This window comes from Blautia sp. St.27G3 (assembly GCF_059728505.1).
Genome location: NZ_BAAGFO010000003.1, coordinates 180,406 through 194,404, shown reverse-complemented (window position 1 = coordinate 194,404; position 13,999 = coordinate 180,406). Strand labels below are relative to the sequence as shown.

Below are 13,999 nucleotides of genomic sequence, written 5' to 3'. Positions count from 1 at the left end.
TCGGGACAATTTGTCTCGAAGTACAAAAAAGCGCCTGGGCGACACAAAGCCACACAGACGCATGAAGTTATATATTCATTTATGTACCGTCTAATTTCATATCCATAACCAGACTGCCCCGGAGGGGGAGCTACGCTTTTTTTAGTTGGTGCAGATTATGGGTATTGTGAAAAAAGGCAAAAATAGACACGGCGGCAATCCTCCTATATGCCGCCGTGGATTTACACGGTGTTAGGTCGTCGTTGATTTAGGATAGACGAAAAGGAACGGCGGCTCTGAAAATCAAAGCCGCCGTTTCATAGGCGCGTGAAAATGTGTCTGCTGTACGACGGCTTTTTTTCTTTTGCCGTCGTGCGGCAGCTATATTTTAGGTGATAATCAATTATCTATTCTCTTTATTGCGGTGCTGTATATTCTTTTTGTACGGCTGTGGGAAGCTCGTCATACTGAACTTCAACCCATTCCAGCACTCCACGAATGGGCATTACCGTCAGACGAATAAAGGCGTCCTCTTTCAATTCCCTCGATGTTCCAAAGGTAATGTCCTTTTCGTTTCCGTCCTCGTCATAACAACGCAGCGTGTAGGAGTAGTCCATGCTTCCCCCAAAGTTAATTACACCTCCGGCAGATCCCGTCTGCTCGATCTTGGTGTTGTCGATCTGTGAATAGTAATAGGTGCTGCCTGCACCTGAAAGCAGGAAAATACCAAAACAGATTGCCACGAAAGCACCGGCACCAATCCCAATCAATATTTTTTTCTTCATGTGTAAGTCCTCCTGTTTACCAGCCTTTTTTGAGGGCGGTTTTTTTCGGCTTTTTAACAACTTTTGCGGATGAAACATTTTTTGTTGTAACTACAATAGCCACAGAAATCAATAAGACGACTATCATACTTAGGCTGCATAAGCCTATATTCCAATGAACAGCCGCATCATGGCTTCGGTACTGGATCAGTCCCATACTCGCTGTAATCGGATAGAGATTTGCAAGGGACATATTTCCGGCTGCGAACATTCCCCCGTAGCCATAGACAAATGCAAGAATAACACCTATCATGTGCCCGTTAGGAATACGGGCGGTAAAGGCTATAATCGGAGTTACGGCTATATACAAAAATAAGGTATTAAGGGTGATCTGTATCAAAGCCTGTATTACGGCTGTTACCGAAAATCCCGGAAAGCCAACAAGTAATTCCGCAGCGACAGTAAAAAATGTACTTGCCATACCCAAAAATACGGACAGGAAACCGCAAACAATCAGTTTTCCGCCAATCAACGCAGGGTAGGAAACAGGTATTGTCATAATGCTTTTTAAGGTATCATCTGATTTTTCACGAGCAATGATATATCCTGCAATCAGAGTAATGCACATAGGAAAAATGGTTGTCGTATTATTTTGAATGACGCGTTCGACCAAATGAGGGAAAGTCCAAACTGTACCATCTAATGCAGTAGAAGCAAAAAGAGTAATTCCAACGGAAAGAAGCATTAGCAGAATACCAGCCCAAATGATATGATACCGCTTTAACTTCCATAATTCTGTTTTAATGATCCGATACATTTTATTCCCCCCTTTTCTTGTATAAGAAGTCGATCAATGAGATTGATGCAACAGCCATTATCCCAAGAATGATAACCGTCTGAAAGGTTGAGGGAATAATTGCTTCCAAGGCATTTACATTCAATGGAAACCCATGTTTCACCATATCTCCCGCACCCCAGAGCGTTGTAAGCGGGATAGGCATGAGCCAACATAACCATTTAGGCAATGTTCCGAACAATGTTTCGACGGTAAGGCTCACTACACTGTAAAACACACATAGCAGAATGGAGAAGATGTATGTTTTGCTGAAAAAGACCACAAGTACGATAATCGGCAAAGTTCCCGCTGTAATGAATATTCCAAGTTCAACTGCAACAAGTAGTTTATAGGTAAGACCATGCACTTCCATTGAGAAACTGCCGCAAACAATGGTAGCAAGCATGGAAGCAAGGCAAAAGATAACTCCAAAAATAAATAGCACAATGATCTTTGCCATAATCATCTGTGTACTTGTTACCGGGATTGTGCGTAAATTTTTGAAAGTGTCATTGTCCCGTTCCATAAAAAACAGCATTGCTGCAATGACACCGATGATACACGGCAAGAGAAAAATAACGCCATATCCCATAACCATATTGAACAATCCATCAAAAAGGACTGATTTATTTGGGTACTTCTCCAACATTCTCGGTGTTGCCATCAGAAAGGTAATGGGAATAGGAAATAAAAAAGCGGACAAAAACACAAGCGGGATGATTTTTTTTCTCTTCAATTTCGCGAACTCACATTGAACCAGTTTAAGCAATTCCCTCACCCCCTGTTACTCTCTTGAAATAATCCTCAAGACTTTCTTCACAGGTATGCGCCTCTGATACCTCCAATCCGTTTTCTACAAAGGCAGTTACAATTTTCCCCACAGGTAGATCAAGGTTGTGCAGGCGCAAATTGTGGTCGTCCTGTATGGAGAAATGGTTTTCATGGAAATTGCGTTCCAAAATTCTTGCCGCCTGTGCAGTATCAGAGAGCGTAAACCGGATATGCTTACTGCTTTTTTGCTCCAGCTCAGCAAGGCTTTCTTCTTCCAGCAATGCGCCGTGGTCGATAATCCCAATATCGTCAGCCAGCAGGGAAATCTCCGAAAGAATGTGACTGGAAATCAGAATCGTTTTTCCTCTTGCGTCGCAAAGCTCCCGGATAAAGGAGCGTACTTCTGCAATACCGATGGGATCAAGTCCGTTGATTGGCTCATCCAAAATCAAAAGTTCTGGATCGTGCATCACGGCAAGGGCGATGGCAAGCCGCTGCTTCATACCAAGAGAATACTGAGAAAAGAGCTTTTTATCTTTGTAGGGCAGTCCTACCAGATCCAGAGCATCTTTGATGGCATGATTGTTTGGTACCCCCCGCAGGGTGGCAAAGATACGCAGGTTCTCTGTGCCGGTCAGATTAGGATAAAAGCCGGGGGACTCAATCAGGCTGCCGATACGGGGCAGCAGCTTCTTTTCATTCCCCTGCAAAGATTTTCCCCAGATTTTTACCTCTCCGGAAGTCGGCTTCGTTAAGCCCAACAGCATTTTCATGGTAGTGGTTTTTCCGGCTCCGTTTCTGCCCAGCAGACCATAAATTCTCCCACGCTTCACATGGATATTTAAGTCAGCCACACTCTTTTGTGAGCCGTATTGCTTCGTCAGATTTTTTGTTTCAATGATGTAATTTGTATCCATATTCAAAACCTCCTGTTCTGTAAGGTATTCTATCACGCCAACCTTGCATTAACCTTGCCACAACCTTGCATTAACCTTGCAATTTGAAATCCGGCAAAATGACAAAGGCTCCCGCCATAAAGACGGGAACGCGCTTAAATCTCCAAAGGAAAAAGCAACATAAATGCAGTTCCTTTTCCCGGAAAACTTTCAACTGTTATGCTTCCACCCATCTTTTCTACAAGCTGATGGACAATAGAAAGACCAAGACCGCTGCCTTTTTCAGACCGGCCTTTATCACACTTATAAAGCCGTTCAAAAATGTGTTTCAAATCTTCTTTCTCAATTCCCACTCCATTATCCGCCAGCAGCAGCTCCATGTTATTTTCCTTCTTTGACAGGACAATTTTGATTTTGTCCGCATGGCTGTGAGCGATTACATTTTGAATGAGATTATTGATGATCCTCATATAGCTGTCCATATCCAGTCTTACCCAGACAGGCTGTTCAGGAATATCAATATCATAATCAACCTGTTTATCCTCAAAAATCGGTATCCAGTCAATCAGGATATTTCTTGTCAGCTCTGCGGCCTCAACAGGCTGGATTTCCAAAGCGAACTCGTCGGAATTTAACTTGAACCAGTCAAAGAGTACATCAATATATTCTTTCAAATCATGAGCTTTCCGGCGGGCGGTTTCAATATAATCATCCCGGTCTTTTCCTGTGACCAGTCCTTTGTGTGCAGCATCAAGATACCCAATCAGAGTGGTAAGGGGCGTCCGAACATCGTGAGAAAGGCTCGTCATAAGCTGGCGGTTGGTTTCTTCTGTCTGCCGGACAATCGAAAGTCTGCTTTCATAGGCCACAACGATCTCATTGATTTCATAGGCAAGAGGTGCGGTCAGTTCATTTGTTGCAGACAAAATACGCCGATTGCCATTTCCATTTTTCACATCAACCAGAGCGTCGGTCATTTCTGCTATTTGCTTTTTTACGCGCCGAACGAGAACGATGGAAGTCAACACAGCCACAACAGCAATCACAATGGACAAGAAAACGATGATTTCCATGCCGGCTACACCTCCTTATTAAAGCGGTAGCCAATCCCTTTGACCGTTTGGATATACTTTGGACTGGAAGGATTGACTTCTAATTTTTTACGAAGCCGACTGATAATCGCCATAATGTTACTGTCATCATAGAAATATTCTTCGTCCCATACTTCCTCATAAATCTGCTGTTTTGTCAAAATTTTTCCTTGATGCTTTGCACAGTACAGGAGCAGATCAAATTCCTTTGGCGGAAGTTCAAAAGTGCCGTTTTCCGTAGTGACAGAACGATTTTCAAGGTCAATTTGCAATCCGTCAAAATCCAGTTTTTGCATGGCTCCGGCTTGCTGATTAAAGCGGGTGTAGCGGCGAATGAGGGACGCAATACGGGCAATCAGTTCGTCCATATCAAACGGCTTTGTCAGATAATCGTCCGCACCGGCCCGTAACCCCCGCACTTTAGAAGCACTGTCATTTTTGGATGTGAACATCAAAATCGGCAGGCTGTTTTCTTTGCGGATTTCTTCCAGCGTTTCAAAGCCATCCATACCGGGCATCATCACATCCAGCACCACAAGCTGATATTTCTGCTCTTTTAATTTCTGCAATCCTTCTTTTCCGGTATTACAAAAATCGGCTTCTATATGTTCTGATTGTACGCTGCGTTTAATCAAAGCGCACAGTTCTCTGTCATCATCTATAATCAAAATTTTATTCATGGCGCAACTCCTTCCCTTGTCTTGTCCGCCCATCAATCGGCTTCTCCGCAGTTTTAGGGATCAGCCAAACACCGGCCATTTTTACAGCGCCGGGGATACGCCCTCCAGCGCAATAATAATTTACCCTACGAGGTGTCACGCCCCACTTTTCGGCGGCCTCTTTCAATGTCATATAGTCCATTTCGCACCTCCACAGGATATATTATAGTTCTCTACCTCGAATAATACAAGTTAGAGCCTACACGGATGCGAAATAAAATACTACTTAATGTAAAATTTCATTACATTCTCATAATCTAACACGAAATGTAGAATGATATAGGGTGATATGAGAATGAACCAAGATGAAAGAAGGTTTGACTTTCACGGCCTCGGGGCGGCTCTCAAAAGAGCCAGAGAAGAAAAGGGCTGGACACAAGCCTATGTTGCGGAATTAGTAGACCGTGACTCCCGTACGTTTTTGTTATTTTAGGATATTTCCTGCTCCATTTCTCATCAAAACTGTCCAGTTTCGCCAGCGCGGTCTCTTCTGTAGGAGCCGCATATACACGCTTCAAATCAGCCATCAGGGGTCTGATCTCCTTATAGGAAACAAACTTTGTTGTGTTCGAATCTGATAGATGATGTACTGCTGGATTTCTGCCTGCAGGAATTCAGTCAGCCCATCCACACAGGCAATCAGGATATCTTCCACCCCGCAGTTCCTCAGCCCGTTCAAAATGGAGAGCCAGAATTTTGCACTTTCATTCTGCCTAACATACATACCGAGCACATCTTTGCGGCCTTCCATATCAATACCGATCTCAATATAAACCGCACGTTTTACAATCCGGCCTTCGTTGCGTACATGATAATGGATAGCGTCCATGAAAACAACCGCATATATCTCTTCCAGCGGTCTTTGCTGCCATTGTTTCACAATAGGGAGTATCTTGTCTGTGATTCTGCTGATGGTACTGTCAGAAATCTCGATATCAGACAATTCCCGCATATGGCTTTCGATATCGTTTGTTGTCATGCCTTTGGCATACATGGAAGCTAAGCATTTCCGCCTTTCGATTTGATTGTATTTTGTACTGGCTGCTTGGCTTGTGGGTGACAGCTTACACATTTTTGGTGTGAAAGCAAGCTCCAAATTACTTATTTGATAAAATTACTGAAAGGCATTTCTTGTTTTATGATATGTTGAAAATAAGGATAAAATCTACTATAATATTTTGGGGAATTAAGGAGGCAAAAATTATGGAATTAAGAGTTTTGAAATACTTTCTGATGGTTGCCAGAGAAGAAAATATTACAAAGGCCGCAGCGTTATTACATCTTACACAGCCAACACTTTCCCGGCAGCTCATGCAGCTTGAAGAAGAATTAGGGGTAAAATTGTTTCATAGAAGCAAACACAGTATTATTCTAACCGAGGACGGTATGCTCTTAAAGCGTCGGGCGCAGGAAATCGTTTCATTGTCCCATAAGACGGTTCAGGAGCTTTCCCATAAGAAAGATGTGCTGTCAGGTGAAATCGCAATAGGCTGTGGGGAAACGAAAGGTATGCTCTTTTTTTCGGAACAGATCAGAAAATTCCAGCACAAATATCCCCTTGTGCAGTTTAGTATTCACAGCGCAATCGCAGATGATATTAAAGAACGGATTGAAAAAGGGATTTTAGATATAGGACTTCTTATGGAACCTGTGGATGTTGGGAAGTATGAATTTATCCGTATGCCGCAGAAAGAAAAATGGGGTATATTGGTAAGGAAAGATTCTGAATTGGCAGCGAAGAAATCTATCAATCCTGAGGATTTAACAGGTGTGCCTCTAATCATGGTAAAACGGGAATTGGTAAAAAATGAATTGGCCAGTTGGTTTGGGGATTATTACGAGGGGCTTCAAATTGCGGCTACCTATAATTTGATTTTAAATGCTGCGGCTATGGTAGAACGTGGGGTTGGCATTGCACTATGTTTTGATCTTGGTGTAGCTTTTTATGAAGACTTATGCTTTATTCCACTTGCTCCAACATTAGAAACGGGTTCGGTGTTAGTCTGGAAAAAGAATCAGACGCTTGGAGTGGCCACTTCCCAATTTATGAGTTTTCTTAAAAATGCTTTTTAGGTATTATAAGAGATTTGATGTAGGTATTAGATGTTTCTTAAAAAATAAATTAAAATGTAGGTGTTCAAGGAGGACGCCTGCATTTTTTATTATCTATGGAAAGGAGCTTACGAATGACGATTGATGAAGCAAGCACACGTTACAATATTCCCCTTGATATTCTACGTGAGTATGAGAGCTGGGGATTATGCGGCGCTGTAAAAAAGGTCATGGGCGCATGGCAGTATGACGATCAGGATATAGAACGGCTGAGTATGATTATGACGCTGCATGACATCGGCTTTCTTAATGACGAAGTAGAAAGCTATATGCGCCTGTCACTGGAAGGAGAAAGTACCGAGGCGCAAAGGCTTCATATGTTGAATAAAAGGCGCAGCGCTACTCTTGATGAAATTCATTTCAGAGAAATGCAGTTGGATCGAATGGATTATCTTCGTCACAAGATTCGGGAATCAAACAAAGGAGGAAGTAGATTATGAAGAAAAAATTATTCGCGGTTATGATGGCGAGTATGTTGACGTTTGCACTGGCAGCCTGTGGGAATACAGGAAACAATGGGGAGGAATCTACGATTCCGGAGCCGAGTACAATGAAAGCGCCGGTAGTAGAAACAGAAAGCGAATCAGAAACAGAGGAAAGCACTCTACCGGCGGATACATCAGAGGAGGCCACGGAGTCAGAAACGGAGCTGGAAGATATGGCGGTAACCGGGGTGGTTGTATATTTCTCATGGTCGGGGAACACGGAAGCGGTTGCTGCGGAAATTCAAAATCAGACAGGCGCGGATACTTTCCGTCTTGTACCGGCAGAGCCTTATACAGATGATTATGACGCGCTTTTGGATATTGCGCAGGAAGAACAGAGGAATGGGGCGCGGCCTGCAATCTTCGGCAGTATTGAGAATTTTGACAGCTATGAGGTGGTGTATCTTGGCTTTCCGAACTGGTGGGGAGATATGCCAATGATCCTTTACAGCTTTCTGGACGATTACGATCTGTCCGGTAAGACAATCGTTCCGTTTGTTACCAGCGGCGGCAGCGGATTTTCCAATACCATCCGTACAATCGAAAGTATGGAACCGGATGCGGAGGTTCTGGACGGGCTTTCTTTGGGAAGCTCTCAGGCGGCAAATGCCGGGGACGCAGTGGCGAACTGGCTGAGCGGACTTGGACTTGTAGAGTAGGCGGTGGCATAATGCAATATACAAAACTTGGAAATTCCGATCTGACAGTTTCTCGCATCTGTATGGGATGTATGGGATTTGGCAATGCAAATAACGGCCAGCATTCATGGACGATTGACGAGGAACATTCCCGTGAGATCATCCGCCGCGGGCTGAATTTGGGCGTTAATTTCTTTGATACGGCAATCGCTTACCAAAGTGGAACCAGCGAGCAGTATCTCGGCCGGGCGCTTTGGGAGCAGGTAAAGCGCGAGGATATGGTGGTGGCAACAAAATTTCTTCCCCGTACTCAGGATGATATCCGGGCCGGAATTACTGGACAACAGCATATTGAGCGGATGATAAACCGAAGCCTTGCTAATCTTGGCATGGATTATGTGGATTTATATATTTCCCACATGTGGGATTATGAAACGCCGCTTTATGACATTATGGAAGGCTTGAATAACGTGGTAAGAGCTGGTAAAGCCCGCTATATCGGTATTTCTAACTGCTTTGCCTATCAGCTTGCAAAGGCAAACGCACTGGCGGAAAAAGAAGGATTTGTAAAGTTTGTATCCGTGCAGGGGCACTACAATCTGATTTTCAGGGAAGAAGAACGGGAAATGGCAAAGCTTTGCAGGGAGGACAATATCGCCATGACGCCATACAGCGCACTGGCGGGAGGCAGGCTTGCAAGGCTTCCCGGTGAAAACTCTAAGCGTTTGCAGGAGGACAGCTATGCAAGGCTTAAATATGATTCTACTGCAGGGCAGGATGGAGTGATTATTGACAGAGTGGCGAAACTGGCGGGGCAAAAAGGTGTTTCCATGACGGAGGTTTCCCTCGCATGGCTTTTGACGAAGGTTACTTCTCCGGTAGTCGGCGCAACGAAGCTCCATCATATCGAAGGAGCGGCAAGAGCAGTAGAGTTGGAATTGTCAGCGGAGGAGCTTTCCTATTTGGAGGAACCCTATGCTCCGCATAATTTGGTGGGCGTTATGGCGCAAAATACGCAGGATTCTGCGAAAGAGAGCCATGTATGGTCTACCGGAAATCAGAAAATATAACGCAGGTACAGACATGAGCAAAAAATGGAGGATAAGATTATGGTAAAGCAGACAGCAGGCAGAGATCAGCTTGGGGATTTTGCCCCAAAATTCGCACAGCTAAACGATGACGTATTATTTGGCGAGGTGTGGAACAGGGAGGAAAAGCTCTCCCTAAGAGACCGTTCCGTTGTGACGGTGGTATCTTTAATGTCACAGGGGCTGGTGGATTCTTCCTTCCAGTATCATCTGATGAGTGCGAAGAATAACGGGATTACAAAAGAGGAAATCGCGGAGATTTTAACTCATGCAGCATTTTACGCAGGATGGCCGAAGGCATGGGCGGCTTTTAAGATGGCGAAGAATGTCTGGACAGAGGAATCACCAACGGAAGACGAAAGGGAAACCTATGAGAGGAATATGCTGTTTCCGATTGGAGAACCGAACAGCGGTTTTGCGCAGTATTTCATCGGACAGAGTTATCTTGCGCCGCTTTCCACTGAACAGGTGGGGATTTTCAATGTTACGTTTGAACCGGGATGCCGGAATAACTGGCATATCCATCATGCTGCTTCCGGCGGCGGGCAGATTCTAATCTGTGTAGGCGGGCGCGGTTATTATCAGGAATGGGGTAAAGAAGCACAGGAATTAAATCCCGGAGATGTCATCAATATCCCGGCTGGAGTGAAACACTGGCATGGCGCTGCACCGGATAGCTGGTTTTCGCATCTGGCGGTTGAGGTTTCCGGTACAGAGGTTTTTAACGAATGGCTGGAAGCAGTGGATGATACTTCCTATGGTTGTTTGAAATAAGAGAGGTGGTGGGCGGAAATATGAACAGAAAACGGAAAGGGGCCGTTGATGCTGCTATGACAGTGGCGCTGCTGTTCTTGATGGGCTATCAATTCTGGGGAGATGAAGCTCACGAATGGGCGGGAGCGGGGATATTTGTTCTGTTTGCCGTCCATCATATATTGAATTGGAGATGGCATAAAAATTTATTTCGGGGCAAATATTCACTGATGCGTGTTTTTCAGGTCGGTATGGATATGCTGACATGGTTTTCTATGATTGCCCTACTATACAGCAGCATTGTTTTGTCAAGATATGTATTTTCGTTTATGCGGATTGAAGGAGGAATGGCGTTGGCAAGGCGGTTGCATATCTTAGGCTCTTACTGGGGATTTTTACTGATGAATGTACATCTCGGTCTGCATTGGAACATGGTGATTCGTATGGCTCAAAAGAGGATACGGATAAGAAAATCATCAAAGATACGCTCTATTTTGCTGTTTTTCATTGGTACAGCCATTTCTCTGTATGGGATAGCAGTATTTATCAGAAGGGATTTTCTGACTTATTTGCTGCTCAAAAGCGAATTTGTGTTTTTGGATTACGGGGAATCTGTCTTTCTGTTCTATATAGATTATTTTGCATTGATGGGATTTTGTATATTTATTGCACATTATCTCGCAAAGCTGTTAAGAAAAGTACATGGACAAAATAATATTCAAAAAGATAAGCAGGAAAAAGAAAAGGAGGCTTCCTGATGAAAAAATGAATAATAGCTTTTCTGTCGTTCTGCATGCTGCTTGGAATGGCGGCCTGCGGTACTGAAAAAACAGAAAATATTCCAATGCCAGAGAATAAAAGTGAAAAACCGGCAGCAAATGCTTTATATGATATGCTCCCGCTGTACTTGAACTTTGAAGACTTAAATCTTGCCTGGAAGGTTAAGCTGCCTTGTGTAGATTGGCCTTTTTTTCAGAAATCTTGTTTTTGATTTTGGAAAGAATTATCTTTTTTGGATTAGGAGAGGCTATTTTGTTCTTGATTTATGTGGGTTTGCGGGCGTTGATAATAAGTTGTTTTGAATACTTCCTTATCACCGTAAAACTAAATGGCGGTGCGGTTTATATAGTAAAGGAATATCATTGCAGAGGAATTGCAGGACATCTGCTTAATATGGTTGTAGATGACTTGAAATCCAAAGATATAGCTCTAATCTATTTACTCACGGATCATATAGGATTTTATGAGAGATATGGTTGGGAATTTTTGTGCATGGTTCAGAGCGATAATGGACCCGATATGTCAAGAATGTATATTCATAGATAATTCCAGTTTGTTGGTGGTTTTATTCGCGGTTACAGAGCAAATGTTATCAACAGCAATAACAAAATGATAACATTAGCCCATATAGGCAGAATAATATGGATCATTTTACATAGCAGGTAATTTAAGGAGTATCTGCTATATATTTTTTTCTTTTATAAGCAGTCAATAGGTTCTGTCCAAATCTAGTTGGATTTACTGTGAAAAGTTTCCCAGAACAATACGTTAAACTTTAATAAATCAAAACAGTTTCCACCTCAACTGATGATATATAAAAACAAGTATATTCAAAATATCAAAGGGAAATTCTAAATTTTCTAATCCAGGAAAGACAGGCCGATTAAAAGATGTATCGGCTAAATTGAAAACAAATTCCTTGCGCATAGCTGGTAGAATGTGGAGGTATGAACAATTAATGATCAAAAGTCAAATGGAGCATTTTTCAGAGTGATTCCAGAAATATTAGCATAAAATTCACATTTTTGCCGTTAACAAAGATAAGAGAAATCAGCACAATGGAAACGATCAAAATACAAATTATATACCAAATGCAGGGTCATATTTTACGATGCCATTGAGCGGTCCGGCGGCCGGATTCAGCTTAATTGCCATAAAGCTATCATCTGGAACTTCAAAAGGAGGTTTCATTCCATACAGACGTGCAGGATGATATCCTGCTTTCGGATAATAATTCGGATGGCCAAGGACAATGGAATAATCATAGCCAGATTCCCGGGCAATTCTATGTCCCTCTGCTATCAATGCCAGACCGATCCCCTGACGTTGATAAGACGGCAAAACGGACAGAGGAGCGAGTGCGAGCTCAGTTTTCCCGTTTACAGTTACTTCCGTAAAAAGGATATGGCCTACGATGTTTTCATTGCAAATCGCAACAAGTGATAAATCAGGTACAAAGGCTTTGCTGCGGCGCAAAGCAACAACAAGCTCCGGTTCGCTTCCATCGCTATGTGTGACATTGGAAAAAGCGCTTTTGATAATTTGATAGACGGCATTGTGATCGCTGGCTTGTTCTTGTCTTATAATCATTGTTTTTCCTTTCGCTGGCTGCTATGGACAGTTTATTTTGTCGGTAAATGCTTCAGCTAAAGCTTCATAAGTCATAAAAAAGATAACATATATTTCACAGAAGTCAAGAAGGATAAAACAAAAAAGGTTAACAACTTCTGCGTGTTGATTGACATTGGGAAACCTGTTTTTCTCCCTAATAAAGAACCGTTTTAATCAGGTTTTAATTTTTATATAACCTGTGTTATAATAGTTCATGCAATTTTGTCTGCCTCGCTTTTCCCTTATCCAAAACCATAATGGCTTGCGGGAGGGGATAATGCAAGAAAAATGCTAAGGGAAAGCAGGGGGATTGTTTCCAAGGCAACGGTATTCTTTTTATTTGCGACAAGAATACATAAAGTATGAAGGGTGCTATCATTATGTACGAAAAATCAGAAAATATTGCTGACAAAGCTATTTTAGAAAAATTTGAATTCAGAAATATAAAACAGGAGGAAGCAGGGCAGGCAATCATTATAGAACAGATTTGTTTTCCTCCTCATGAAGCATGTTCAGAGCAAAATATGAAAGACAGAATTTCAACGGCGCCGGAATTATTTTTGGTGGCAGTCGATAAAAAGACGGGAAAGATAGCCGGGTTTTTAAATGGACTAGCTACCGATGAGTCTGTTTTCAGAGATGCGTTTTTTACAGATGCCAGCTTATATAATTCTGATGGGAAGAATATTATGCTGCTTGGGCTGGATGTATTGCCCGAGTATCGCAGACAGGGACTTGGCAGATCACTGGTATTCCAATATTTGCAAAGAGAGCGCGAAAAAGGCCGACATACGGTTCTTCTTACTTGTCTGAAGGAAAAAGTAAAGATGTATGAGAAATTTGGTTTTATGGATCAGGGAATTGCCAATTCTACCTGGGGCGGTGAGGAATGGCATGAGATGGGCTGTACATTGCAAGTCGAAGAACAAAAGATAGGATAATTTTTATATTTTGTGGAAACAACTACAATAATATAAAAAGAACAGGGAGCAAAACGGACGATGGAAGTCTTTGAACCATATCTGCGCACAATCGAAAATGAAGCGCATCGCACACAAATGCAGAAGGTCTTAGAATGGATAAAAACCAGGTTCCCTCAAATGGAGCCTAAAATCGCCTGGAACCAGCCCATGTTTACGGAACATGGTACCTTTATCATTGGTTTTAGTGCGTCAAAGCAGCATTTTTCTGTTGCTCCTGAGCAGGCGGCAATAAAGAAGTTTTCCGCTGAGATTGCAGCGTCGGGGTATAGTCAGGGCTCTAATATCTTCCGTATTCGCTGGGATGATGAAGTTGATTTCTCACTCCTGGAACAAATCATTCAATACAATCAGGCGGACAAAAGGAACTGTACTTCTTTCTGGAGAAAGTAACTGTCTGAAATTTCCTTATAAAAATAAAAAGATGGATGAGAAATAAGGCCTTCTGTGATAAAATTTAGCTGTCATAGATAGCCTTATTTTACGTTAAAAATAAG

At 42.7% G+C, this 13,999-nt stretch carries 17 protein-coding genes and 2 pseudogenes; 10 read left to right on the top strand and 9 right to left on the bottom strand.

The window, feature by feature from the left end; translation table 11 throughout:
- Positions 1 to 395: 395 nt before the first annotated feature.
- The 7 genes from AC6I2O_RS14855 to AC6I2O_RS14825 form a co-directional block, all read right to left on the bottom strand.
- Positions 396 to 764 carry a YxeA family protein gene (locus tag AC6I2O_RS14855; protein WP_120393684.1) on the bottom strand — a complete coding sequence of 123 codons (369 nt, stop codon included), beginning with the start codon at positions 762 to 764 and terminating at the stop codon, positions 396 to 398.
- Between the two features lie 16 nt (positions 765 to 780).
- Positions 781 to 1,560 carry an ABC transporter permease gene (locus tag AC6I2O_RS14850; RefSeq protein WP_005933580.1) on the bottom strand — a complete coding sequence of 260 codons (780 nt, stop codon included), beginning with the start codon at positions 1,558 to 1,560 and terminating at the stop codon, positions 781 to 783.
- 1 nt (position 1,561) lies between these two features.
- A complete protein-coding gene (locus AC6I2O_RS14845) occupies positions 1,562 to 2,347 on the bottom strand; it encodes an ABC transporter permease (protein WP_014080808.1) in 786 nt (261 codons plus the stop codon).
- Entirely contained in the window at positions 2,340 to 3,266 is a 927-nt protein-coding gene (locus AC6I2O_RS14840) for an ABC transporter ATP-binding protein (protein WP_007860248.1), read from the bottom strand. The genes AC6I2O_RS14845 and AC6I2O_RS14840 overlap by 8 nt, the downstream gene beginning before the upstream one ends.
- Before the next feature lie 134 nt (positions 3,267 to 3,400).
- On the bottom strand, positions 3,401 to 4,318 hold the full coding sequence (locus tag AC6I2O_RS14835; RefSeq protein ID WP_120393685.1) for a sensor histidine kinase: 918 nt from the start codon (positions 4,316 to 4,318) through the stop codon (positions 3,401 to 3,403).
- A gap of 5 nt (positions 4,319 to 4,323) precedes the next feature.
- The gene (locus AC6I2O_RS14830) at positions 4,324 to 5,016 is read right to left on the bottom strand and encodes a response regulator transcription factor (RefSeq protein WP_120393686.1); all 693 of its coding nucleotides are present in this window, start codon (positions 5,014 to 5,016) and stop codon (positions 4,324 to 4,326) included.
- Positions 5,009 to 5,197, bottom strand: coding sequence for a helix-turn-helix domain-containing protein (locus tag AC6I2O_RS14825; RefSeq protein ID WP_120393687.1), 189 nt, complete (start codon positions 5,195 to 5,197; stop codon positions 5,009 to 5,011). The genes AC6I2O_RS14830 and AC6I2O_RS14825 overlap by 8 nt, the downstream gene beginning before the upstream one ends.
- A gap of 153 nt (positions 5,198 to 5,350) precedes the next feature.
- On the opposite strand from AC6I2O_RS14825, the pseudogene AC6I2O_RS14820 reads away from it, so the two are divergent.
- Positions 5,351 to 5,479 (top strand): annotated as a pseudogene (locus AC6I2O_RS14820) (helix-turn-helix transcriptional regulator); the annotation flags it as partial.
- Here AC6I2O_RS14820 and AC6I2O_RS14815 read toward each other — a convergent pair.
- Positions 5,469 to 6,058 (bottom strand): annotated as a pseudogene (locus AC6I2O_RS14815) (IS256 family transposase); the annotation flags it as partial. The pseudogenes AC6I2O_RS14820 and AC6I2O_RS14815 sit on opposite strands and share 11 nt — an antisense overlap.
- Before the next feature lie 200 nt (positions 6,059 to 6,258).
- Here AC6I2O_RS14815 and AC6I2O_RS14810 point away from each other — a divergent pair.
- The 7 genes from AC6I2O_RS14810 (at position 6,259) to AC6I2O_RS14780 (ending at position 11,457) form a co-directional block, all read left to right on the top strand.
- Positions 6,259 to 7,128: a LysR family transcriptional regulator gene (locus AC6I2O_RS14810; protein WP_497743087.1), complete on the top strand. Its 870-nt coding sequence runs from the start codon at positions 6,259 to 6,261 to the stop codon at positions 7,126 to 7,128.
- Positions 7,129 to 7,241: 113 nt separating this feature from the next.
- On the top strand, positions 7,242 to 7,607 hold the full coding sequence (locus tag AC6I2O_RS14805; RefSeq protein WP_120393689.1) for a MerR family transcriptional regulator: 366 nt from the start codon (positions 7,242 to 7,244) through the stop codon (positions 7,605 to 7,607).
- A complete protein-coding gene (locus AC6I2O_RS14800) occupies positions 7,604 to 8,311 on the top strand; it encodes a flavodoxin (protein ID WP_497743085.1) in 708 nt (235 codons plus the stop codon). Before AC6I2O_RS14805 ends, AC6I2O_RS14800 begins: the two co-directional genes overlap by 4 nt.
- An 11-nt stretch (positions 8,312 to 8,322) precedes the next feature.
- The gene (locus AC6I2O_RS14795) at positions 8,323 to 9,360 is read left to right on the top strand and encodes an aldo/keto reductase (protein WP_497743083.1); all 1,038 of its coding nucleotides are present in this window, start codon (positions 8,323 to 8,325) and stop codon (positions 9,358 to 9,360) included.
- Positions 9,361 to 9,399: 39 nt separating this feature from the next.
- Positions 9,400 to 10,152: a carboxymuconolactone decarboxylase family protein gene (locus AC6I2O_RS14790; protein ID WP_497743081.1), complete on the top strand. Its 753-nt coding sequence runs from the start codon at positions 9,400 to 9,402 to the stop codon at positions 10,150 to 10,152.
- Positions 10,153 to 10,172: 20 nt separating this feature from the next.
- Entirely contained in the window at positions 10,173 to 10,889 is a 717-nt protein-coding gene (locus AC6I2O_RS14785) for a DUF4405 domain-containing protein (RefSeq protein WP_120393704.1), read from the top strand.
- Positions 10,890 to 11,178: 289 nt separating this feature from the next.
- A complete protein-coding gene (locus AC6I2O_RS14780) occupies positions 11,179 to 11,457 on the top strand; it encodes a GNAT family N-acetyltransferase (RefSeq protein WP_497743344.1) in 279 nt (92 codons plus the stop codon).
- Between the two features lie 534 nt (positions 11,458 to 11,991).
- On the opposite strand, the gene AC6I2O_RS14775 is transcribed toward AC6I2O_RS14780, so the two are convergent.
- The gene (locus tag AC6I2O_RS14775; RefSeq protein WP_497743079.1) at positions 11,992 to 12,501 is read right to left on the bottom strand and encodes a GNAT family N-acetyltransferase; all 510 of its coding nucleotides are present in this window, start codon (positions 12,499 to 12,501) and stop codon (positions 11,992 to 11,994) included.
- Positions 12,502 to 12,902: 401 nt separating this feature from the next.
- Here AC6I2O_RS14775 and AC6I2O_RS14770 point away from each other — a divergent pair, with 401 nt between their 5' ends.
- On the top strand, positions 12,903 to 13,463 hold the full coding sequence (locus AC6I2O_RS14770; RefSeq protein ID WP_497743078.1) for a GNAT family N-acetyltransferase: 561 nt from the start codon (positions 12,903 to 12,905) through the stop codon (positions 13,461 to 13,463).
- A 60-nt stretch (positions 13,464 to 13,523) separates the two neighbouring features.
- Positions 13,524 to 13,895 carry an iron chaperone gene (locus AC6I2O_RS14765; RefSeq protein WP_497743077.1) on the top strand — a complete coding sequence of 124 codons (372 nt, stop codon included), beginning with the start codon at positions 13,524 to 13,526 and terminating at the stop codon, positions 13,893 to 13,895.
- The last annotated feature ends 104 nt before the right edge of the window (positions 13,896 to 13,999 follow it).

Excerpts from the sequence above, each read along its gene's own strand:
- AC6I2O_RS14855 (WP_120393684.1), bottom strand. The coding sequence starts at position 764 with ATGAAGAAAAAAATATTGATTGGGATTGGTGCCGGTGCTTTCGTGGCA.
- AC6I2O_RS14850 (WP_005933580.1), bottom strand. The coding sequence starts at position 1,560 with ATGTATCGGATCATTAAAACAGAATTATGGAAGTTAAAGCGGTATCAT.
- AC6I2O_RS14840 (WP_007860248.1), bottom strand. The coding sequence starts at position 3,266 with ATGGATACAAATTACATCATTGAAACAAAAAATCTGACGAAGCAATAC.
- AC6I2O_RS14835 (WP_120393685.1), bottom strand. The coding sequence starts at position 4,318 with ATGGAAATCATCGTTTTCTTGTCCATTGTGATTGCTGTTGTGGCTGTG.
- AC6I2O_RS14830 (WP_120393686.1), bottom strand. The coding sequence starts at position 5,016 with ATGAATAAAATTTTGATTATAGATGATGACAGAGAACTGTGCGCTTTG.
- AC6I2O_RS14825 (WP_120393687.1), bottom strand. The coding sequence starts at position 5,197 with ATGGACTATATGACATTGAAAGAGGCCGCCGAAAAGTGGGGCGTGACA.
- AC6I2O_RS14810 (WP_497743087.1), top strand. The coding sequence starts at position 6,259 with ATGGAATTAAGAGTTTTGAAATACTTTCTGATGGTTGCCAGAGAAGAA.
- AC6I2O_RS14805 (WP_120393689.1), top strand. The coding sequence starts at position 7,242 with ATGACGATTGATGAAGCAAGCACACGTTACAATATTCCCCTTGATATT.
- AC6I2O_RS14800 (WP_497743085.1), top strand. The coding sequence starts at position 7,604 with ATGAAGAAAAAATTATTCGCGGTTATGATGGCGAGTATGTTGACGTTT.
- AC6I2O_RS14795 (WP_497743083.1), top strand. The coding sequence starts at position 8,323 with ATGCAATATACAAAACTTGGAAATTCCGATCTGACAGTTTCTCGCATC.
- AC6I2O_RS14790 (WP_497743081.1), top strand. The coding sequence starts at position 9,400 with ATGGTAAAGCAGACAGCAGGCAGAGATCAGCTTGGGGATTTTGCCCCA.
- AC6I2O_RS14785 (WP_120393704.1), top strand. The coding sequence starts at position 10,173 with ATGAACAGAAAACGGAAAGGGGCCGTTGATGCTGCTATGACAGTGGCG.
- AC6I2O_RS14775 (WP_497743079.1), bottom strand. The coding sequence starts at position 12,501 with ATGATTATAAGACAAGAACAAGCCAGCGATCACAATGCCGTCTATCAA.
- AC6I2O_RS14770 (WP_497743078.1), top strand. The coding sequence starts at position 12,903 with ATGTACGAAAAATCAGAAAATATTGCTGACAAAGCTATTTTAGAAAAA.
- AC6I2O_RS14765 (WP_497743077.1), top strand. The coding sequence starts at position 13,524 with ATGGAAGTCTTTGAACCATATCTGCGCACAATCGAAAATGAAGCGCAT.